This window comes from Corynebacterium sp. 335C, from assembly GCF_053525695.1.
The window spans coordinates 1097722-1119523 of record NZ_JASTTB010000001.1; the positions used below are offsets into that span (position 1 = coordinate 1097722).

Sequence of the window (21802 nt, forward strand, 5' to 3'; positions counted from 1 at the left end):
CCCCCAGTATGGCAAAGGGGGCCGCGGTGTACACTCACCGGAGAAGATGATGAAAAAGGTTTTCAACAAGGAGCGGGCCGCGCCGGAGCAGGGCCCGGCGGAGACGGCCGGTGCCGAGCGGGCCGGCGCGGGGCGGGCCGGCGGCTCCCCCGCCCGCGCCCTCCGCGCCGCCGCGCTGCCGGCGCTCGCCGCGCTCGTGGCGGCGCTGCTCGTCGCGGCCGTCTCCCTCGGCCCCGTCCGCGTCCCGGCCGCCGACGTCGTCCGCGTCATCGGCGAGCTGGTCTCCGGCGGGGATCCGGCGACGATCCCGGACGGGGCCGTCGTCACGCACATCCGCCTCCCGCGCGCGGTGGTCGCCGCGCTGGTGGGCGCCGCGCTGGCGGTCTCCGGCGCGGTGATGCAGGCGGTGTTCCGCAATCCGCTGGCGGACCCGGGCATCATCGGCGTCTCCTCGGGCGCGGCGACGGCGGCGGTGCTGGCGATCGTCACCGGCGCGACGGCGGCGGGCGCGTGGGTGCTGCCGGCCTGCGCGTTCGCGGGGGCGCTCACGACGGTGGCGCTGGTGCAGTCGGTGGCGGCCGTGCGCGGCGGCGGGCCGGCGATGCTGGTGCTCGTCGGCGTCGCGATCAGCGCGTTCCTCGGCGCCGTCACGTCGGCCGCGATCGCGAACGCCCCGGACGACGAGGACATCCGCGGCGCCGCGTTCTGGCTCAACGGCGACCTCGTCGCCCGCACGTGGTCGCACGCGGCGGTGGCCGTCGGCCCGATCCTGGTGTCGCTGGCGGTGCTCATCCTGCTGGCCCGGGACCTCAACGTCATGATGATGGGCGAGTCCGCCGCGCGCTCCGCCGGCGTCGACGTGCGCCGCACCCGCGCCGCGGCGCTCGGCGTCACCGCGCTGCTGACGGCGACGGCGGTGTCGGTGAGCGGCATCATCGGCTTCGTCGGCCTCGTCGTCCCGCATCTGGTGCGCATCGTGCTCGGCCCGGACCACCGGCTGCTGCTCCCGTCGGCGGCCCTCGCGGGATCGGCGTTCCTGCTGGCGGCGGACACCGTCGCCCGGATGCTGTTCGACCCGGTGGTGCTGCAGACCGGCTCCGTCGTCGCGTTCCTCGGCTCCCCGGTGTTCCTGTGGCTGCTGGTGCGCACCCGCCGGACGCGGAGGTTCGAGCCGTGAGCGCCGCGGGTGCCCGGGATTCGCGTGACGACGCCCCGCGCCCCGGCGCGCCCGGCGCGGGCCGGGGCGGGCTGCGCGCCCGCGGCGTCACGGTCGCCGTCGACGGGCGGGTCCTCGTCGACGCCGCCGACGTCGACGCCGCCCCCGGCGAGGTCACCGGCATCATCGGCCCCAACGGCGCCGGCAAGTCGACGCTGCTGCGGGCGCTGGCGGGCCTCGACCGCCGGGCGGGCGGCACCGTCGAGGTCGCCGGCCGCGACCTGCGCGCCCTGCGGGAGCCGAAGCGGGCGGCGCTCGTCGCCACGGTGCCGCAGGAGACGGCCCTGGACTTCGACTTCACCGTCGCCGACGTCGTCGCGTTCGGCCGCCACCACCGCATCGGCCGCCTGTCCCGCCCGTCGGAGGAGGACCGCGCGGCCGTCGCCGCGGCGATGCGCCGCGTCGGCGTCGCGCACCTGGCCGACCGGGCGGTGCCGACGCTGTCCGGCGGCGAGCGGCAGCTCGCGCACATCGCCCGGGCGCTGGCGCAGGACACCCCGGCGATGCTGCTCGACGAGCCCGTCAGCGCCCTGGATCTGCGCCACGAGCTGCTGGTCCTGAGCCTGCTGCGGGAGGTCGCCGCCGAGGGCCGCGCCGTCGTCGCGGTGCTCCACGACCTCAGCCAGGCGGCGCGCTTCTGCGATCGGCTCATCCTGCTGGGCGACGGCCGCGTCCGCGCCGCGGGCACCCCGCGCGAGGTGCTGCGGCCGGGGCTGCTGGAGGAGGTCTACCGCGTGCGGGCCTCCGTCCGGGAGGATCCGGACACGGGGGCGCCGCGCGTGACCGCGCTGGCGGCGCACCCCGGCGTCCCCGGGTCCGCCCCGGACCCCGCCGCGCGCCGCGCCCCGGACGACGCCCCGCACCACGACCCCGCTACTCCCGAACACGAAGGGACCGAACGATGACGACCCCGCACCGCACACCCCGCCGGCGCCTCCTCCGCGGCGCCGCCGCCCTCGGCGCGGCGCTGCTGCTCGCCGGCTGCTCCGGCGGAGAGACCGCCGGCGCTCCCTCCCCCGCCCCCTCCGACGGGGAACCGCGGAAGGTCGCGGCGCTGTCGACCGACGCCGCCGAGGCGGTCCTCGACATCGCGGGCCCCGAACGGATGGTCGCGGTCCCCGAGTCCTCGACGACCCCGTCGTACGGCAACCACGTGGAGGCCGCCCGGACCGTCGGCACGGTCCTGCCGCCCGGCGCGACGCCCGACCCCGAGCAGGTGCTGTCGCTCGACCCCGATCTCGTCGTCGTCACCGGCCGGCACACCGGCGAGCGCGACGCCGCCGCCCAGCTGGAGCAGGCGGGCGTGCGCGTCCTGCCCATCGACAACGAGTGGGCGACGGTCGGCGAGATCGCCGCGAACCACCGCGCCATCGGCGACGCCCTCGGCGAGCCGGAGCGCGCGGACGACATCGTCCGCGAGCTGGAGGACGGCCTCGACGCCGCCGACCGGGAGCACCCGGCGACCGGCGACCAGCCGTCGACGCTGGTCCTCATGCTGCTGTCCGGCAAGACCTACGCGGTGGGCCCCGACTCCATCACCTCCGATCTGCTGCGCCGCGCGGGCGTGCCGCTGGCGGTCGAGGCGGCGGGCATCGGCAAGTCGCAGTCCATCGACGCGGAGATGCTCCGGCGCATCAACCCGGAGCGCATCATCCTCGTCGACCGCACCGGCGACGGCGCGGAGTCGTTCGCCGACGTGCTGCGCAACCCGGCCGCCGCGGAGGTGCCGGCCATCGCCGACGACGCGGTGACGGCCATCCCGGCGAACCTGATCTCGGCCTCGTCCGGCCGGTTCCTCGCCCGCGGCTACGGGGAGATGCTCGATGCGATCCGCTGACCACGCCACCGAGACCGGAATCCCCGCCGGCGCCGCCGCAGCCCCCGAAGCCGCCGCATCCGCCGACGCGGCCACGCCCGCCGACGCCGACGCCGCCACCCGCCCCCGCGTCGCGGCGCTGGGCTTCGGCGGCTCCGTCGCGATGGTCCTCGACCGGGCGCTGGGCCTGATGGGCGGCGACCCGGTGGAGGTCGTCCACGCGACGCTCGGCCCGGACGGGGTCGAGGGGGCGGACGGGGCCGACGCGATCGTCGTCCAGGGCCTGCAGACGCCGGAGGAGGCGGCGGTCGTCGCACCGCTGCTGGACCCCGGCCGACCGGGGGCGCCCGCGGTGGTGCTGTGCGGCATGCCGACGGCGCCGGAGCTGCGGCCCCTGTCGCGCGGCATGGAGCGCCGCGGGCTGCGGGAGCGGGCGGAGGCGGCGCTGCGGCGGCTGAGCCCGGCGGGCCTGCGGCACGCGTTCCTGCTGGCGGGCCACGCCCTCGGGGCGGGCCCGGACCCGGGCGACCTGCCGGACGACCGGCCGTCGGGGCTCTGGCGCCACGGCGAACCGCTGGCGGAGCCGGAGTTCCGGTGCGGCGTCGTCGCGTCGGCGTACCAGGTGGCGGCGGGCGACGTCGCCCCGCTGGCGGCGGTCGTCGACGCGCTGCGGGCCCGCGGCGTCGAGCCCGACACGTGGATCGGCGACCCGGGCGACGAGGACGCGCCGGACCACGCCCTGTGGCTGAACCTCACCGGATTCACGCTGCGCGGCTCCCATGCGGACCCGCGGCTGGAGGACGGCGTGGCGCTGGCGCGGGGGCACGACGCCCAGATCCTCACCCCCGTCCCGCTGCAGCGCACGCCGCTGGCGACGTGGGAGGACCCGGCGACGGCGCAGCTGACGCCGTCGCAGGTGTCCATGAACATCGCGATCCCGGAGTTCGAGGGGGCCATCGCGCCGTGGGTGTTCTGCGGCCGCGACGACGGCGGGGCGCTGCAGCCCGTGGCGGAGTCGGTGGAGTTGCTCGCCGACCGCGTCGCGCGGACGCTGCGCCTGCGGGCGACCCCGCCGGGGCAGCGCCGCATCTCCATCACGATCTTCGGCCACGACGCGGACGGCACCGTCGGCACGGCGTCGCACCTGGACGTGTTCCGGTCGCTGCGCAACACGCTCGTCGCCCTGCGGGAGTCGGGCCACGACGTGGAGGTGCCGGACACGGCGGAGGAGATCGTCGATCGGGTCGTCGGCGCCGACGGCGGCGGCTTCCGGTCGGCGTCGTCGACGCTGGCGCTGTGGCCGGCGCATGAGTACGCGGCGGCGATCGGGGACCGGGCGGACGACATCGCGGCGCTGTGGGGCCGGCTGCCCGGCGCGGTCGACACCACGGGCCGGGACATGGTGATCCGGGGCGCGCGGTTCGGCAACGTCGTCGTCGGCGTGCAGCCGAGCTTCGGCGACCTCGCCGACCCGCTGAACGTGCTGATGGCGGAGCACTCCTCCCCCAGCCACTCCTTCGCCGCCTACTACCTGTGGCTGGACCGGGTGTTCGGCCACGACGTGATGCTGCACTTCGGCACCCACGGGGCGCTGGAGTTCATGCCGGGCCGGGGCACGGGCCTGCGGCCGGCGGACTGGCCGGTCGTCCTCACCGGGTCGGCGCCGCACGCGTACCTGTACGCGATGAGCAACCCGGCGGAGGGGACCATCGCGAAGCGGCGGTCGTTCGCCCAGCTGGTCAGCTACCTCACGCCGATGCTGGACGACGCGGGGCTGCCCGGCGCGCTCGACGAGGTCGCGCAGCTGACCCGGGCGCTGCTGGAGGCCGGCGCCCACGACCCGGCGCTGGCGGGCGACCTCGCCGCGGCGATGGACCGTGCCGACCTCACCGAGTTCGCGGTGCCCGCGCGTGACGACGGCGCGGCGTGGGCGGACCTCGCCGCCGACGTCGCCGCCGCCGTGGAGCGCATCCGGCGCACGCCCATCCCCATCGGACTGCACGTCCTCGGCGAGCCGATCCCCGCCGACCGGACGCTGCGCATCCTGCAGCAGGCCGCCACCTACCCCATCGAGGGCGCGGAGCCGCTGCACGACCACCTCGGCGCCGACTCGGAGGAGGGCGAGGAGCGGCTGCGGCGGTTCTGCGAAGCCGCGGTGGCGGGCGACGCCTCCGCCGCCCGGACGCCGGAGGCCATCCGCTGGTGGCGCCACCTGCGGGAGCTCCACGAGCTGCTCACCTCCTCCGCCGAAACCGCCGGCCTCGCGCGCGCCCTGGCCGGCGGGCACGTCGACCCCGCCCCCGGCGGGGAGCCCGCCCGCAACCCCGCGGCGCTGCCGACGGGGCGCAACACCCACGGCGTCGACCCCGCCGCGACGCCCACCCCGACGGCGATGGCGCGCGGGGCGCGGGTCGCCGACGAGCTCGTCGCGAAGCTCACGGAGGAGGAGGGCACCCCGCCGCGGCAGGTGGCGATGGTCATCTGGGGCATGGACAACGTCAAGACCTCCGGCGAGGGCATCGCCCAGGCGTTCCGCCTCATCGGCGCGGAGGCCGTCACCGGGCCGCGCGGGCGCGTCGACCGCTACCGCATCCTCGCGCCGGAGGAGCTCGGCCGGCCGCGCGTCGACGTGACGTGCACCGTCTCCGGCGTCGGCCGCGACCTGTTCTCCGGACCGCTGGAGCTGCTCGACCGCGCCATCCGCGAGATCGCGCTGCTCGACGAGCCCGACGACGTCAACCCGCTCGCCGCCCACGCCCGCGAGCAGGCCGGCGAGCTGGGGCTCGACCCGCGCGACGCCGCGACGCGCATCTGGTCGGCGGCGCCCGGCGAGTACGGCACCGGCGTCAACAAGCTGGTGCAGGGCTCCCAGTGGGACGGGCGGGAGGACCTCGCCGACGTGTACCTGCACCGGATGGGCCACGCGTGGGGCGCCGACCTCGCCGGCGCGGAGCGGCGGGCGCTGCTCCGGTCGACGATGTCGCGGGTCGACGCGGCGTTCCAGAACGTCGACTCCGCCGAGATCTCGCTCGCCGGCGTCGACCACTACTTCGAGTTCCTCGGCGGCACGGCGGCGGCCGTCGAAACGCTCACCGGCCGCAAGCCGCGGACGATGGTGAACCACGCGTGGGCCCACCACCCCGTCGTCGAGGGCCTCGACGAGGCGATGCGCGTGGAGTCCCGCACCCGGCTGCTCAACCCCCGCTGGTGGCGGGCGCAGCTGGAGCACGGCTACCAGGGCGCGGCGATGATCCGCACCCGGCTGGAGAACACCTTCGGCTTCGCCGCCACCGCCGACGCCGTCGACGGCCGCGTCTTCGACCGCGCCGCCGAGACGTTCCTGCTGGACGACGACGTCCTCGCGGAATTCGAGGCGGTCAACCCGGCCGCCGCCGCGTCCATGGCCGAACGCCTCATGGAGGCCGCCGACCGGGGCCTGTGGGACGCGGACGACGACATGCTGGACCGGCTGGCGGACGTCGCCGACCGGCTCGACGCCACACTGGAGGGAATCGGATGACCATGGACGCGAACGCGGGCGACGCGAAGGACGCCGGAGGCGCGGCCACGGCCGCGGGCGACGGGGCCGCGGCGGGGACCGTCGTCACGCGCAACCCCGTGTTCCCCTTCACCGCGGTGACGGGGCAGGACGAGCTGTCGCTGGCGCTGACGCTGTGCGCGGTCGACCCCGGCATCGGGGGCGTGCTGGCGCTCGGCGACCGCGGCACCGGCAAGACGACGCTGGTGCGCTCGCTCGCCGGGCTGCTGGCGCGCGCCGGCGTCGACGCGCCCGTCGTCGACGTGCCGCTGGGTGTGACGGAGGACCGGCTCATCGGCTCCCTCGACGTCGACGTCGCCCTCGCCGAGGGCCGCACCGCCTTCCGCCCCGGGCTGCTGGCCGACGCCCACGGCGGGTTCCTCTACATCGACGAGGTGAACCTGCTCGACGACCACCTGGTCGACGTGCTGCTCGACGTCGCCGCGTCGGGCGTCAACATCGTCGAGCGCGACGGCGTCTCGCACTCCCACCCCGCCCGCTTCACGCTCGTCGGCTCGGGCAACCCGGAGGAGGGCGACCTGCGCCCGCAGCTCGAGGACCGCTTCGGGCTCTCCGTCGACGTCCGCACCATCGCGGACCCCGCGACGCGGGTGGCCATCGTCCGCGCCCGCCTGGCGTTCGACGAGGACCCGGAGGGATTCGTCGCCGCGCACGAGGACGGGGAGGAGGAGCTCGCCGCGCGCATCGCCGCCGCCCGCGTCGCCCTGCCGTCCGTCGAGCTGCCGGACGCGGTGCTGGTCGACGTCATCGACGCGTGCGTCACCGCCGGCTGCACCGGCCACCGCTCCGAGATCGTCCTGTCGCGGGCCGCGCGTGCCCATGCGGCGCTGCGCGGGGCCCGCGAGGTCGGGCGCGACGACGTCGCCGCCGTGCTGCGCCCCTCCCTGCGCCACCGCGTGCCGCGCGAGGCGTTCGACACCCCGGAACTCGTCGACGCCCGCCTGGTGGTCCCGTGGGACTGACCCCCGAGGACGCCTGCGCGGCGTGGCTGGCCGCCCCGCGCGGCGGGATCCTGCTGACCGGCGACGCCGCCGCGGCCGGGCGGCTGTTCCGGGAGCTGCGGTCGCGCGTGCCGCACGTGGCGGTGTCGCCGTCGATGGACGCCGCCGACGGGGAGCGGCTGGCGGCACGGGCGCGTGCGGAGGCGCGGGCCGGCGGTGGCGCGCGGCGCCCCGTCGTCGCCGTCGGCGCGGCCGACGCGATGGCCGACGCCGGCCCCGCCGCCGTCCCGCCGGGCCGCGTCCTCGCCTTCGCCGCCGACCCCGCCGAGGTGCCGTCGTGGCTGCTGCGCCGCTGCGCGCTGCTGGTCCACGTGCCGCGCGTCGTCGACCCGGCGGTGACGCGCTCGCTCGTCGACGACGCGGCGCCCGCCCTGCCCGACGTCTCCTCCGGGGCACCGCGGCCGGAGGAGGCCGTCGCGCTGCTGGCGAAGTACGGCATCGCCGACCACGACCTCGACGCCGACGCCGCCGTGCTGGCGGGCCTGTCGGGGCCGGGCTGGGACGGCGCGGCGCTGGTCGCGGCGTACGTCGTCGCGCCGCGCGTCGGGGAGCCACCGGAGGAGATTCAGCCGCCGGAGCCCGCGCCCGCGCCGGAGCACGACGACCGGCCGGAGGATGAGCGGGAGCGTGACGACGCACCCCGCGACGACCGCCCCGACGATCGCGGAGACGACCGCGACCGGGAGGGGAGGGAGCGGGACGGGGAGCGCGACGGGCGCCGCGACGACCGCGCCCCGTCCGACGACGTCGACGCGGCCGCCCCTCCCCCGCCGCGGCGGGCGGGCCGGGCGCGCGACCGGCGGCCCTGGCCGGGCCGGCGCGGGGCGCTGCAGGACGGCGCCGACCACGGGCGCGTCGTCAGGCGGACCCGGTGGCGCGAGGGGCTGCGCCTCGACGTGCCCGCGACGCTCGCGGCGGCGGCGCCGTGGCAGCCCGCGCGGCGGGCGGCGACGGGCCGCGACGGACTCGTGCTCGACGCCTCCGACCTGCGGGCCGGGGTGCGGGCGTCCCGCGGGGCGGGCCTGGCGATCCTCGTCGTCGACGCGTCCGGGTCCATGGGCCGCGGCGCCATCCGCGCGGCGAAGGCCACGGCGATGGCGATCCTCGACGAGGGCTACCGGCGCCGCGACCGCGTCGCCATCGTCGTCGCCCGCGGCCCCGAGGCGGTCATCGGCCTGCCGCCGACGCGATCGATGTCCCGGGCGCGCGACTGCCTCCGCGCCCTGCCCGTCGGCGGCGGCACCCCGCTGGCGTCCGGGCTGCTCGCGGCCGCCGAGCTGGCCGCGAAGCACGACCCCGAACGGGTGCGCGTGCTGCTGCTCACCGACGGCCGCGCCAACGTCGCGCTGTCCGACGGCGGCGACCCGCGCGCCGACGCCGTCCGCGCCCTCGGCGTGCTGCGCGGCCGGTGCGGCGACGTCGCCGTCATCCCGCTGGCGAGCCGCTCGCGGCGCCGCCGCGGCGACCCGACCGCGTGGCTGACGGGCGGCTGACCGGCCGCCCGGCGACCCGATTGCCCGGCCACCCGGCCACCCAGCCAGGAACGGAATCACCATCCGACCAACCATCCGACCGACCATCCGACCGACGACCATCACCCAGAAGGAGCCCACATGCGCACCACCCGTCCCCTGATCATCCTCGCCTGCACGGCCGCCCTGCCCCTCGGCCTGGCGGCGTGCTCCGCCGACGACGCCGGGCAGGCCGCCGGCGATGCCGCCGCGACCGCCACCTCCGCCGCCGCGGACGCCGCCGGGGGCTCCGGCGACGGCTCCGGCGACGAGGCCGCATGGCCGCGCACCGTCACCGTCGGCGACGCCGACGTCGAGGTGAAGGAGGAGCCGCGGCGCATCGCGATCCTGTCGCCGGGCGCCGCCTCGCTCGCCTCGGAGATCGTCCCCGCCGACCGCATCGCCGCCATCACCGACCTCGGCCCCGCGACGCCGGAGGGCCCCGAGGTCATCCGGGGCTCCGCCAACGTCGACCCCGAGCAGGTGCTGGCGATGAACCCCGACCTCGTCATCGTCACCGCCCGCCACGGCCAGGAGAAGGACGCGGGCTCCCTGCTCCGCGACTCCGGCCTGCCCGTCGCCGTCTTCGGCGGCGACCAGTGGGGCTCCATCGACGACATGCTCGCCAACCTCGCGACCATCGGCGAGCTGACCGGGCGGGAGGACGCCGCGAAGGAGGCGGCCGACCGCATCGAGTCCGCCCGCGCCGAGGTCCGCGAGGCCGTCGAGGCGCACGAGGGCGACGCGCCCCGGGTGCTCGCCCTGATGTCCCGCGGCGGCAAGCAGATGATCATGTCGCCGTCGACGCTGCTCAACGGACTCATCGAGGAGGCCGGCGGCGAGCCCCTCGCCCGCGAGGCCGGCGGCCGCGGCGCCGCCCCCGCCGATCCGGAGCGCATCGCGGAGCTGAACCCCGACGTCATCCTCATCGAGGACTTCCGCGGCCAGGGAGAGGAGGCCTTCGCCTCCCTGCTGGCGAACCCGGCGCTCGCCGACGTCACCGCAATCAAGGACGACCGCGTCGCCTACCTGGCCCCGTCGGTCATCGGCGTCTCCTCCGGCCCCCGCGTGACGGAGGGCCTGAAGGCGGTGGCGGAGGCCATCGGCACGCTGAAGAAGTAGCGGGGCGGGACCGGCGGGCGCGCCCGGTGCGCCCGGCCGACGCCGCGCATCCGACGCGGCCGCGCACCCGGCGCGGTCCCGCTACTCCCCGCCCGGGAAGCCCAGCTGTCGCCACAGCTCGTGGACGGCGACGGCGGCGGCGTTGGAGAGGTTCATGCTGCGGCGGCCGGGCAGCATCGGCACCCGCACCAGGCCCGTGACCCGCGGGTCCGCGAGCGCCTCGGCGTCGAGGCCCGTCGGCTCGGTGCCGAACAGCAGCACGTCCCCGCGGCGGTAGCCGACGTCCGTGTACCAGGTGTCCGCGTGGGCGGTGAACGCCCACACGCGCGCCGCGGGGTCGGCGGCGAGGAGGTCGCGCAGCGCGTCGTCACGCGATTCGTGGACGCGCACGTCGGCGAGGTCGTGGTAGTCGAGCCCGGCGCGGCGCACGTGCTTGTCGGAGAAGTCGAAGCCGAGGGGCTTCGCGAGGTGCAGCGCGGCGCCCGTGCCGGCGCACATGCGGATGGCGTTGCCGGTGTTCGGCGGAATGCACGGCCGGTCGAACAGCACGTGGCAGCACGGATCCTGGGCGGGGCTCGGGGGCGTCGTCACGCGGACAAGGATAGGGCCGCATGGAATCCGGCCGGGGCAGCGGCTCATGGTCCACGTCCTTCCCGACGACCCGTGAATCCGGGGCACCCGGACCGGCTGGTCACGGGACCGCAACCTTCCCCTTTCGCCTATTGCCCCCCGAAAAAGAGTTCTCTGGGGTCATCTCGCTTTCGCGTACAACGGTTTTCCCGGCGAGTCGGATTCCGGCTCCCCGCATTCGGTTGAAGCCCGGGAAATCACGGCGGGAAATCACGGCGGGAAATCACGGCGGGAAATCACGGCAAACGAACAACGCCCGCCACGGCAGCCGTTCATTCCCCGCATCGACAACCCGACACTCCAAGGAGGCCACGATGTCCGCGACGACAGCCCGCACGTCCCGCTCCCCCATGCGCGTCATGTCCCTCGTCATCTCGGCGATCGTCGTCATCGCCACCATCGCCGCGACCGTCACCGGCGCGGTGGCGCTCGGCGATCTGATCCTGCCGGGGATCATCGCCGGAGCCGTCGCCGCCATCCTCGGCGCGGCGGGCCGGAGCATCGGCCACGCCGTCATCGGCGTCGTCGCCGCGCTCTTCCCGCTGCTGTGGTTCCTGGTGCTGGTGAAGCTCCTCGGCTTCGTGTGACGGGCGGCCCGGATCGCCCGAAAACGGTGTGATCCGCGCCACTTCGGCGGTATCGTCGGGCAACCCGGTAACTCCGTTACCCGGGCGCCATGACCCGCCCCCCCGACCGGCAGGAGGCCGCCATGACCGACCGCACAGCACCCCCGGGACCGCCGCGGGGCACGCCGCCCGGAACCCCGCGGGGCACCGGCCCCGGCGGCGTCGCCACCACCGACGACCCCGGCCCCGAGTCGCTGAAGAAGTGGCACGTCGTCGGCCCCGGCCTCGTCGCCGCGGCGACGGGCGTGGGGTCGGGCGACCTCGTCGCAACGCTCATCGCGGGCCAGAAGTACGGCTACGCGCTGCTGTGGGCGTGCATCGTCGGCACGATCATGAAGATCGTGCTGGTCGAGGGCGTCGGCCGCTACTCCCTGGCCACCGGCAACACGATCTTCCACGGCTGGCGGACGCTCGGGCCGTGGACGACGTGGTACTTCGCCCCCTACATCGTCGTCTGGGGCTTCGTGTACGGCGCCGCGGCGATGAGCGCCTCCGCGCTGCCGCTGGTGGCGCTGTTCCCCGGCACCTCCGTGCCCATGTGGGCGATCATCACCGCCGTGCTCGGCTTCGCGTTCACGTGGCTGGGCAAGTACAAGCTGTTCGAGCGGGTCATCGCCGTGTTCGTCGGCCTGATGTTCCTCACCGTGTGCGGCATCGCGACGCTGTCGCTGTCCAACCTGCCCGAGATCCTCGGCGGCCTCGTCCCCACCCTCCCGGAGGGATCGTTCGTCTACGTGCTGTCGCTCGCCGGCGGCGTCGGCGGCACCATCACGCTCGCCGCCTACGGCTACTGGGTGCACGAGAAGGGCTGGGACGGCGTGAAGTGGATGGGCGTCATGCGCCTGGACAACACCGTCGCCTACGTCGTCACCGGCATCTTCGTCATCGCCATGCTCATCATCGGCGGCGACCTGCTGTACAGCGCCAACATCGCCGTGTCGAAGGGCGACCAGGGCCTGCTCGACCTGTCGGGCGTCCTGGCGGAGCGCTACGGCGAGACGATGTCCGTCGTGTTCCTCGTCGGCTTCTGGGCCGCGGCGTTCTCCTCCGTCCTCGGCGTGTGGAACGGCGTGTCCCTCATGTTCGCCGACTACGTCGGCCACCTGCGCAAGCTGCCGAAGGACCACCCCGACACCCGCATCGGCGGCCGCTACTACCGCTGGTACCTCATCTGGCTGACGTTCCCGCCGATGCTGCTGCTGTTCCTCGGCAAGCCGACCGCCCTGGTCATCGCCTACGGCGTCCTCGGCGCGCTGTTCATGCCGTTCCTCGGCCTGACGCTGCTCATCCTGCTCAACACCTCGCGCACGCCGAAGCGGTGGCGCAACGGGTGGTTCGTCAACACGCTGATGGCGGTCATCTCCGCGGCGTTCGTGCACATCTGCGCCACGGAGCTGTGGAAGCTGGCGACGGGCGGCTAGCGGCCGACGGCGGCTAGCGGCCCGCGGCCAGCGCCCGGCGCGCCTAGCCCATCAGCGACAGCGCGACGCCGCAGGCCACCGCGTTGTTCAGCATGTGCACCGCGAGCGCGGGCACGATGCTGCGCTGCGCGGCGGTCAGCAGCGCCAGCGACGCGCCGAGGCACGTCATCAGCACCATCACCGCCGGGATGCCGTGGGCCACGCCGAACAGCACCGCCGTGCCCGCGACCGCCGCGGGGAGGCCGAAGCGGCCCTCCGCCCAGCCGAGGAGCACGCGGCGGAACAGGATCTCCTCCGCCAGCGGGGCGAGCAGCACCGCCGTCGCCACGACGCCGGCGAGCAGCAGCGGGTCCGCCGCCGCGTCGGTCACCGCCGCGGTGTTCGTCTGCTCCGCCATGTCGCCCGGCAGGAGCGTGACGACGGTCCCTCCCAGCAGCACCGGCGACAGCCACGCCAGCGGGATCTGCCACAGCAGGTGCCACGGCCGGGCCGGGGCCGCCAGCCCCAGGTCCCCCGCCCGCAGGCCCCGGAGCCGGAGGCCGAGGGCGAGGCCCGCGAGCATCGTCACGCCGAGCACCGGCAGCGCCCACCCCATCGCCGCCGGGCCCGCCGCGATGGCCGCCGCCACCGCGACGGCGACGCCGGCGGCGACGCCCGCCAGCAGCATCAGCGTCACTACGGCCGCGTCACGCCCCGACACGGGCCGCGGGAACGTCGGCGGGCGCCGGGCCGCGGCGGGCATCGGCGGAAGCCCCGCCCCCGGAGGGACGGCCGCGGCGGGCGGGCGGCCGGGGGCGGGCGGATCGGTCGGAGGGGGCGTCGTCACGCGGCCAGGGTAACCCCCGCCCCTCACCGGAAGTCGCGGCTGCGGCCCGCGACCACCGGCGACGACACCGCCTCCCGCAGCGGCGACAGCCGGTCCGCCGTCACCGTCACCGCCCCTCCGGCGTTGCGGGCGACGCCGCGCACCAGCAGCGCCCGCTCCGTCGTCGCGACGCGGCGGTGCCGCTCCCACAGGCCGGGCGAGCACATGACGTTCATCAGCCCCGTCTCGTCCTCCATCCCCAGGAAAATGACGCCCGCCGCGGTGCCCGGCCGCTGGCGGTGCGTGACGACGCCGCCCACCAGCACCCGCGAGCCGTCCGGGATGCGGCGCAGCTCCTCCGCCGTCGTCACGCCCAGCGCCGCGAGCTCCCCGCGCAGCTTCGCGACGGGGTACTCGTCCGGCGTCACGCCCGTGCCCGCCAGATCCGCGGCCGCGAGCTCGAATTCGCTCATCCCCGGCAGCGCCGGCGCCGTCACGGCGGTGAGCCCCGGGAGCATGCCCTCGTGCTCCGTCGCCGCGACGCCCGCCGCCCACAGCGCCTGCCGGCGGTCCATCCCGAAGCAGCCGAGCGCCCCGGCGCGCGCCAGCGCCTCCAGGTGCGCCACCGTCAGATCGGCGCGGCGCGAGAGATCGGCGACGCCGTCGAAGGGGGCGTCGTCACGCGCCGCGACGATCCGGCGGGCGACCGCCTCCCCCAGCCCCCGCACCGACGCCAGCCCCAGGCGGATGCGGCCGCCCGGGCAGTCCGCCTCCACCCCGGACACCGCGACGTCCGGGCCGTCGCAGCCGACCCCGTGGCGACGGGCGTCGGCGACGAGCGACTGCGGCGAATAGAACCCCATCGGCTGGGCGCGCAGCAGCGCCACGCAGAACTCCGCGGGATAGTGGTGCTTGAACCAGGCGGAGAAGTACACCAGCGACGCGAACGACTGGGCGTGCGACTCCGGGAAGCCGTAGGCGGCGAAGGCGACGATCTTGTCCCACAGGCGGTCCGCGACGTCGCCGACGATGCCGTTGGTCTCCCGCAGGCCCCGGAGGAACCGTGCCCGCAGGGCGTTCATCCGCTCCACCGACCGCTTCGAGCCCATCGCGCGGCGCAGGGCGTCGGCCTCCGCGCCCGTGAAGCCCGCCGCGTCGACCGCGATCTGCATGAGCTGCTCCTGGAACAGCGGGATGCCGAGGGTCTTGCCCAGCGCCCGCTCCAGCACCGGATGGTCGTACGTCACCGGCTCCTCTCCGTTGCGCCGGCGGATGTACGGGTGCACGCTGCCGCCCTGGATGGGGCCCGGGCGGATGAGCGCCACCTCCACCACCAGGTCGAAGAACACCCGCGGCCGCAGGCGCGGCAGCGTCGCCATCTGGGCGCGCGACTCCACCTGGAACACGCCGACGGCGTCGGCGCGGGCGAGCATCGCGTAGACCTCCGGCTCCGCCACGTCGATCTCCCACAGCTCCACCCGGCGGCCGCGGTGGGCCTCCACCAGGTCGATGCAGTGGTGGATGGCCTCCAGCATCCCGAGGCCGAGCAGGTCGAACTTCACCAGGCCCGCCGCCGCGCAGTCGTCCTTGTCCCACTGCACCACCGACCGGTCCTCCATCCGCGCCCACCCCACCGGCACGACGTCGGCGATCGGCCGGTCGCAGATCACCATCCCGCCCGAGTGGATGCCCAGGTGGCGCGGGCCGCCGCGGAAGCCGTCGGCGAGCTCCGCGACCTCCGCCGGCGGCTCCGCGACGCCGTTGACCCACGCGTCGACGAGCCCCGGCGGGTGGCCCAGCGCCCGCGCCGCGTCCCGCAGCGCGCCGCGCCGGCGGTACGTGACGACGTTCGCCACCTGCGCCGCCCGGTCCCTGCCGTAGCGGCGGTACACGTACTGGATGACCTCCTCCCGCCGGCCCGACTCGATGTCCAGGTCGATGTCCGGCGGGCCGTCGCGCTCCGGCGACAGGAACCGCTCGAACAGCAGCCCCGCCCCGATCGGGTCGACGTTGGTGACGCCCAGCGCGAAGCACACCACCGAATTCGCCGCCGAGCCGCGGCCCTGGGCGAGGATGCCCTCGCGGCGGCAGAATTCGCAGATGTCGTGGACGATGAGGAAGTACCCCGGGAAGCCGAGGTCGCGGATGACGCCGAGTTCGCGCTCGAGCTGCGCGTGGGCGCGCGCGGCGCGCGCGGCGGGGTCGGCGGGGTCGGCGGGGCCGGAGGGGCCGGCGGGGCCGGGGGCGGCGCTTTCGGGGGCCGCGGCGTCGGCGGCCGGGGCGTCGGCGGGGGCGGCTTCGCCGTGGTCGGCCGGCGGCGGCCCGTACCGCCGCAGCGCCCCCTCCCGCGCCAGGTGCCCCAGCCACGACGCCTCGTCGTGCCCCTCCGGCACGTCCCAGTCCGGCAGCCGCGGGGCGATGAGATCGAGGGTGAAGGCGCACTCCGCCGCCACCTCCGCCGTGCCCTCCAGCACCCCCGGCAGATGACCGAGGAGGCCCTCCAGCTCCTCCCGCGACCGCAGCCACGACCCGCCCGCCGGCGGCAGCGCCGCCTCGTGCTCGTCGAGCGACTCCCGCACCGCCAGCGCGTGCTTCGCCCCCGCCACCCGCGCCGCCGCCGGCGTCGCCGCCGTCGCCGCCGAGCATCCCACCCGGCGCAGCCCCAGCCGATCCGCCGCCGCCGACAGCAGCCGATCGTCGTCCGCGTCGCCCGGCTCCAGGCGGATGCGATGCTCCACCGCCACGTCCGCCGCGCCGAACGCCGCCACCAGATCGTCGAGATGCGGCAGCCACGCCGCGTCCGCCAGCACCTGCCAGCAGCCGCCCGCAGCCTCCGCCAGCCCCTCCAGATCCGGGTAGACCACGACGTCCTTGTCCCGGTCCGCCATGTGCGCCCGCGTCAGCGCATGCGACAGCCGCCGGTACCCCTCCGGCCCGCGGGCCAGCACCGTCAGCGGCGCCTGCGGCAGCGACAGCTCCGCGCCGATGATCGTCGCCACGCCCGCCTCCGCCGCCGCCTCCGCGAAGCGCGCCACCCCGTACAGGCCGTCCCGATCCGCGATTCCCAGCGCCTCCAGCCCCAGCCGCGACGCCTCCGCCACCAGCTCCACCGGATCCGAGGCGCCGTGCAGGAACGAATACGACGACCGGCAGTGCAGCTCCGCCCCGCCGGGTGCGGCGGCGGACCGCGGCGCGGTCGCCGTCGTCACGCAACCCCCCGCGCCACCGCGGGACTTCCGCTCCCACCGCGACCCGTTGACCCCGTACCCCGGCAGCAGCGTGCCGACGGCGCGGCCCGACAGGATGCGCTCGATGCGCGACCAGCTGAGCGGGCCGGCGGGCGCGCCGGAGCCCCCGCCGCCGTCGCGCCTCCCCTCGCGCCTCCCGCCGCGCCGCCCGTCCCGAACCATGCCCCGAACCGTAGCCCGCCACCCGACGCTAACCAAACGCACGTTCGAACGGCGAAGGTCGTTTCCACAGGAGGCCGCGACGGTGGTAATGTCCACGACGTTTCAAGACAGCTTTGTCTACTCAGGGCGCCACCGCCCGCCCCGGACCACCCCCACCAGGAGGAACACCATGAACCTGCGACGCATCGCCGCCGCCGGGCTCACCGCCGCGCTCGCCGGCGCCGGCCTGGCCGCGTGCTCGAACGACGACTCGGGCGAGGCCATCAGCATCGGCACCACCGACGCCACCAAGCAGGCCTGGACCGTCTTCGAGCAGAAGGCCGAGGAGGCCGGCATCGAGCTCGACGTCCAGAACTTCTCGGACTACCAGACCCCGAACCGCGCCCTCGACGAGGGCCAGCTGGACGTCAACCTCTTCCAGCACATCAAGTTCCTCGCCGAGTACAACGTCGGCTCCGACGCCGACCTCACCCCCATCGGCTCCACCGAGATCGTCCCCCTCGCGCTGTTCTGGAAGGACCACGACTCCCTCGACGGCATCGACGGCCAGGAGATCGCCATCCCCAACGATCCGTCCAACCAGGGCCGCGCCATCAACGTGCTGGTCCAGGCCGGCCTCGTGACCCTGAAGCAGGACGACCTGCTCACCCCCACCCCCGCCGACATCGACGAGGGCGCCTCCAAGGTCAAGGTCCTCCCCGTCGACGCCGCCCAGACCCCCGCCGCCTACGGCGAGGGCCGCCCCGCGATCATCAACAACTCCTTCCTCGACCGCGCCGGCATCGACCCCAACTCCGCCGTCTACCAGGACGACCCGAACTCCGCGGAGGCCGAGCCGTACATCAACGTGTTCGTCACCACCGCCGAGCGCGCCGACGACCCGGAGCTGCTGAAGCTCGCCGAGCTGTGGCACTCCCCCGAGGTCCTCGAGGCCGTCGCCCAGGACTCCCGCGGCACCTCCGTCCCCGTGAACCGTCCTGCGCAGGAGCTGCAGGACATCCTCGAGCGCGTCGAGACGCAGCAGCGTGAGCAGCAGTAACCTGCAGCCGGCGCTCGAGTTCCGCAACGTCGTCAAGATCTTCGGCAAGGGCGACGTCCGCGCCCTCGACGACGTGAACCTCACCGTCGCCCCCGGCCGGATCCTGGGCGTCATCGGCTACTCCGGCGCCGGAAAGTCCACGCTCATCCGGATGATCAACGGTCTCGAGACCCCGACCTCCGGCGACGTCGTCGTCGGCGGCCGCACCATCTCCGGCCTGCCCGAGCGGAAGCTGCGCCCGCTGCGCTCCGACATCGGCATGATCTTCCAGCACTTCAACCTCTTCACGTCACGCACCGCCGCCGGCAACATCGAGTACCCGCTCGAGCTGGCCGGCATGCGGAAGTCCGAGCGGAAGAAGCGCGCCGCGGAGCTGCTCGAGTTCGTCGGCCTCGGCGACAAGGGCCGCAGCTACCCCGAGCAGCTGTCCGGCGGCCAGAAGCAGCGCGTCGGCATCGCCCGCGCGCTGGCGACGAACCCGTCGCTGCTGCTCGCCGACGAGGCGACGTCCGCCCTCGACCCCGAGACCACCCGCGACGTCCTCGACCTGCTGCGGCGCATCAACAAGGAGCTCGGCACGACGATCGTGCTGATCACCCACGACATGTCCGTCATCCGGGCGATCGCCGACGAGGTCGCCGTCATGGAGGGCGGCCGCGTCATGGAGGCCGGCCCCGTCCGCGACGTCCTCGCCCACCCGACCACGGAGACGGGCCGCCGCTTCGCCGACATGGCGATGCGCGACCTGCCCACCGGCCGCGAGCGCGACTCCCTGCTGCGCGGCGCCGCCAGCGCCTCGCGTGCCGACGCAACCTCCCGCCTCATCACCGCCGCCGTCGGCGACGACGTCGACCTCGGCGAGCTGCTGGCCGTCGCCCGCGACCGCGGCGTCACCGCCACCGTCGCCCACGGCGCCGTCACGTCGCTGCAGGCGACGAGCTTCGGCCGCCTGACCCTGCGCCTGACCGGCGCGAAGGACGACGTCGACGCCGCCGTCGCCGGCGTCGCCGGCCTGACCACGGTGGAGGAGCTGAGCTGACCATGTCCGATTTCCTGAATTCCCTGCCGTCCCTGTCCGACAAGAACACCAACTGGGACAACCTCACCCCGATGCTGGGCGAGGCGTTCGTGCAGACGCTGTACATGGTCATCCTGGCCATGCTCATCGGCGGCATCGTCGGCGGCGCGATGGGCGTGCTGCTGTACACCACCCGCTCCCGCGGCATCCTGGCGAACCGCCCGGTGCACGCGCTGCTGAACTTCGTCATCAACCTCGTGCGCCCGATCCCGTTCATCATCCTGGTGACGGCCATCGGCCCCCTGACGCTCCTGGCGGTGGGCACGACCATCGGCACCGAGGCGGCGCTGTTCGTCATGTCCATCGCGGCGACGTTCGCCATCGCCCGCCTGGTCGAGCAGAACCTCATGTCCATCGACCCGGGCGTCATCGAGGCGGCCCGCGCGATGGGCGCCGGGCCGTGGCGGATCATCCGCACCGTCATCATCCCGGAGGCCCTCGGCCCCCTGATCCTGGGCTACACGTTCGCGTTCATCGCGGTCGTCGACATGTCGGCGATGGCCGGCTACATCGGCGGCGGCGGCCTGGGCAACTTCGCCATCACGTACGGCTACCAGGCGTTCGACTGGAACGTGACGCTGGTCGCGACCGTCGTGATCATCATCATCGTCCAGCTGGCCCAGCTGCTGGGCAACTGGCTGGCGAAGAAGGTCATGCGCCGCTGACGCAGGCCGCGCCGCACGGCACGCCGGGCCCCGCCCCGGCACCCGCACGGCATCCGCGCCGCGGCGGTTCCGCCCCTCCCCGACCCGGGCCACGGGTCACGGGTCATCCCCGGGAGGCGCGGGGCCGCCGCGGCGTCCGCGATCCGGGGGCCGGCCGGCGCCCCGTCGCCTGACGACGGCACCCGGCGCGAACCGGTTCCCCGGGTGGACGTTGACGCGGGGCCGGCGCCCGGGGTCGACGGGCGCGGGCGGGATCCACAGGACCTTCGTGGAGTCGCCGGGGTCCGCGGGCGCGCCGGACGGGAGGTCCGGTGGCGGTGCGACGGGGGCTCCGCCGGGAGGTTCGTCCGGCCCGTGCGACGAGGGCCCCACGGGCGACCCGGGTGGTCCAGGCGGTCCGCCCGCGGCGTCGGGGCCGGGGCGGCTCCACCACCGGTTGCGGTCGGCGGCGTCATCGTCGATGGTGCCGTGGAACCGGCGGTCGACGAGCGTGAGGTTTCGGATGTCGGTCCCGCCGCCGTTGCCCCAGGCATGGACGTGATGGACGTCGCACATCGCCGGCGGCGCGCCGGTGCCGGGCGCCGAGGAGCACCCCTCCTCCGCCCCGAGCGCCAGGTACTGCGCCAGGGAGGCGGTGCGCCGCGACCGGCCGAACCACATCGTCTGGCCGCGCAGGTCGAGCACCGACAGGAAGACGTTCGACGCCGACGCCAACCGCAGCGCCGACGGCACGCTGATGGTCGATCCGACGTCGGTGACGGCGACCCCGGCGCGGGCGGCGAGCTCGTCGACGCCCATGTACGCGACGACGGTGCCCGCGCCCCGGCCCGGCCGCAGCGGCGCCGCCGGCGGCGGGGGCACGTCGTCGGGGCCGATGCCCGGGCCGCCCGTCCCCTCCGACCCACCACCGTCGCCGCCGGGCGCGGGCGCGGGGCCGGCGGGGTCGCCGTCGTCACGCGCATCCCCGGACCCGGCGGCGACCGCGTCCTCCCACGCCGGGCGGTACCCCGCGCCGACGGCGGCCATGAGTGCGTCGTGCCGGCGCTGGCGCGCGCTGCGGCGGTCGGCGGCCGGGGGCGTGCCGTCGGGCAGCAGCGCCCCGGGGCGGGCGTGGTCGGCCCACAGGCGGAGGATCATGGCGGAGAACTCCGGCGTCACCCAGCCGCTGAGGCGGCGCATGTTGTCGGGGTCCGGGCCCGAGAGGTCGAGGCCGCGGCGGCGCGCCCGGTCCTCGTCCGTGTACGGGTCGTCGAGGCCGAGCATCGCGCGCAGCATGGTGCCGAGCGCCCGCAGATCGTCGACGTCGATCTTTCCGATGAGGTCCGCGATGTGCGGGTCCGCCGCCCGCACCAGCTCGAGGGCCTTGGCGGGCAGCTTGTCCAGCTCGCGGTCGACGATCTCGATGGCGTCCGGCCCCGCCGCGCCCTCGGCGACGCGGGCCCGGACGGCGGGCAGGACGCGGGCGCGGGCGACGGGCTCCGACTGCGGCACCGCGTCCTCGTCCTGGACGCGGCGGGCGGCGCGGATGCGGCGGCGGGCCTCGGCGCGCGAGACGTAGGCGGTGCGGGCGAGCGCCGCGACGGCCGCGTCCCCGTCCGACACGACGCCCCGCTTGCCGCGGGCGGACAGGTAGCCGGCGTCGGCAATGGTCAGGCGGGCGCGGGCGCGCTCGAGGTCCCGGTAGAGGCCGTCGCGGTCGGCGCCCTCGACCGACGCCCACGCGCCGTCGAGCTCCGCGAGCCCCTCGGCGGCCTCCGCGAACCGCGCGACCGCGTCGCGCAGCGCGCCCTCGCGGCCGCCGCGGCCCCCGGTGCCGCCGTCGTCGACGCCCTCCCCCATCGGATTCACCTCCCCGCTCCGATGAACCCCATATTAGCACGCACGTTCGAACCGGCAAGCGAAC

General features: G+C 75.7%; 16 protein-coding genes. 12 read left to right on the forward strand and 4 right to left on the reverse strand.

The window, feature by feature from the left end:
- Positions 1-46: 46 nt before the first annotated feature.
- From QQS41_RS04665 to QQS41_RS04695, 7 genes are all read left to right on the forward strand, one after another.
- On the forward strand, positions 47-1177 hold the full coding sequence (locus QQS41_RS04665) for a FecCD family ABC transporter permease (protein WP_448851496.1): 1131 nt from the start codon (positions 47-49) through the stop codon (positions 1175-1177).
- The gene (locus QQS41_RS04670; protein ID WP_448851497.1) at positions 1174-2121 is read left to right on the forward strand and encodes a heme ABC transporter ATP-binding protein; all 948 of its coding nucleotides are present in this window, start codon (positions 1174-1176) and stop codon (positions 2119-2121) included. Before QQS41_RS04665 ends, QQS41_RS04670 begins: the two co-directional genes overlap by 4 nt.
- Positions 2118-3053, forward strand: coding sequence for an ABC transporter substrate-binding protein (locus tag QQS41_RS04675; protein ID WP_448851498.1), 936 nt, complete (start codon positions 2118-2120; stop codon positions 3051-3053). Before QQS41_RS04670 ends, QQS41_RS04675 begins: the two co-directional genes overlap by 4 nt.
- Positions 3040-6552, forward strand: coding sequence for a cobaltochelatase subunit CobN (locus QQS41_RS04680; protein ID WP_448851499.1), 3513 nt, complete (start codon positions 3040-3042; stop codon positions 6550-6552). The genes QQS41_RS04675 and QQS41_RS04680 overlap by 14 nt, the downstream gene beginning before the upstream one ends.
- 2 nt (positions 6553-6554) lie before the next feature.
- Positions 6555-7553: an ATP-binding protein gene (locus QQS41_RS04685; RefSeq protein WP_448851500.1), complete on the forward strand. Its 999-nt coding sequence runs from the start codon at positions 6555-6557 to the stop codon at positions 7551-7553.
- The gene (locus tag QQS41_RS04690) at positions 7544-9085 is read left to right on the forward strand and encodes a VWA domain-containing protein (protein WP_448851501.1); all 1542 of its coding nucleotides are present in this window, start codon (positions 7544-7546) and stop codon (positions 9083-9085) included. The genes QQS41_RS04685 and QQS41_RS04690 overlap by 10 nt, the downstream gene beginning before the upstream one ends.
- 120 nt (positions 9086-9205) lie before the next feature.
- Positions 9206-10225, forward strand: coding sequence for an ABC transporter substrate-binding protein (locus QQS41_RS04695; RefSeq protein WP_448851502.1), 1020 nt, complete (start codon positions 9206-9208; stop codon positions 10223-10225).
- 81 nt (positions 10226-10306) lie between these two features.
- Here QQS41_RS04695 and QQS41_RS04700 read toward each other — a convergent pair whose 3' ends face one another.
- On the reverse strand, positions 10307-10864 hold the full coding sequence (locus QQS41_RS04700) for a tRNA (cytidine(34)-2'-O)-methyltransferase (RefSeq protein ID WP_448851503.1): 558 nt from the start codon (positions 10862-10864) through the stop codon (positions 10307-10309).
- A 305-nt stretch (positions 10865-11169) separates the two neighbouring features.
- Here QQS41_RS04700 and QQS41_RS04705 point away from each other — a divergent pair, with 305 nt between their 5' ends.
- On the forward strand, positions 11170-11442 hold the full coding sequence (locus QQS41_RS04705; protein ID WP_448851504.1) for a hypothetical protein: 273 nt from the start codon (positions 11170-11172) through the stop codon (positions 11440-11442).
- An 89-nt stretch (positions 11443-11531) separates the two neighbouring features.
- Entirely contained in the window at positions 11532-12902 is a 1371-nt protein-coding gene (locus QQS41_RS04710) for an Nramp family divalent metal transporter (protein WP_448851505.1), read from the forward strand.
- Positions 12903-12945: 43 nt separating this feature from the next.
- Here QQS41_RS04710 and QQS41_RS04715 read toward each other — a convergent pair whose 3' ends face one another.
- Together QQS41_RS04715 and QQS41_RS04720 are read right to left on the reverse strand one after the other, a co-directional pair.
- Positions 12946-13569: a CPBP family intramembrane glutamic endopeptidase gene (locus tag QQS41_RS04715; RefSeq protein WP_448851980.1), complete on the reverse strand. Its 624-nt coding sequence runs from the start codon at positions 13567-13569 to the stop codon at positions 12946-12948.
- Positions 13570-13751: 182 nt separating this feature from the next.
- Positions 13752-17117: an error-prone DNA polymerase gene (locus tag QQS41_RS04720; RefSeq protein ID WP_448851506.1), complete on the reverse strand. Its 3366-nt coding sequence runs from the start codon at positions 17115-17117 to the stop codon at positions 13752-13754.
- Positions 17118-17286: 169 nt separating this feature from the next.
- Here QQS41_RS04720 and QQS41_RS04725 point away from each other — a divergent pair, with 169 nt between their 5' ends.
- The 3 genes from QQS41_RS04725 (at position 17287) to QQS41_RS04735 (ending at position 19899) form a co-directional block, all read left to right on the forward strand.
- Positions 17287-18156, forward strand: a complete 870-nt coding sequence (locus QQS41_RS04725) for a MetQ/NlpA family ABC transporter substrate-binding protein (RefSeq protein WP_448851507.1) — start codon at positions 17287-17289, stop codon at positions 18154-18156.
- The gene (locus QQS41_RS04730) at positions 18143-19195 is read left to right on the forward strand and encodes a methionine ABC transporter ATP-binding protein (protein WP_448851508.1); all 1053 of its coding nucleotides are present in this window, start codon (positions 18143-18145) and stop codon (positions 19193-19195) included. Before QQS41_RS04725 ends, QQS41_RS04730 begins: the two co-directional genes overlap by 14 nt.
- Before the next feature lie 71 nt (positions 19196-19266).
- Positions 19267-19899 (forward strand): methionine ABC transporter permease, encoded by a 633-nt coding sequence (locus QQS41_RS04735; protein ID WP_448851981.1) that lies wholly within the window; start codon positions 19267-19269, stop codon positions 19897-19899.
- Between the two features lie 96 nt (positions 19900-19995).
- On the opposite strand, the gene QQS41_RS04740 is transcribed toward QQS41_RS04735, so the two are convergent.
- The gene (locus tag QQS41_RS04740; RefSeq protein WP_448851982.1) at positions 19996-21738 is read right to left on the reverse strand and encodes a DUF222 domain-containing protein; all 1743 of its coding nucleotides are present in this window, start codon (positions 21736-21738) and stop codon (positions 19996-19998) included.
- Between the last annotated feature and the right edge of the window lie 64 nt (positions 21739-21802).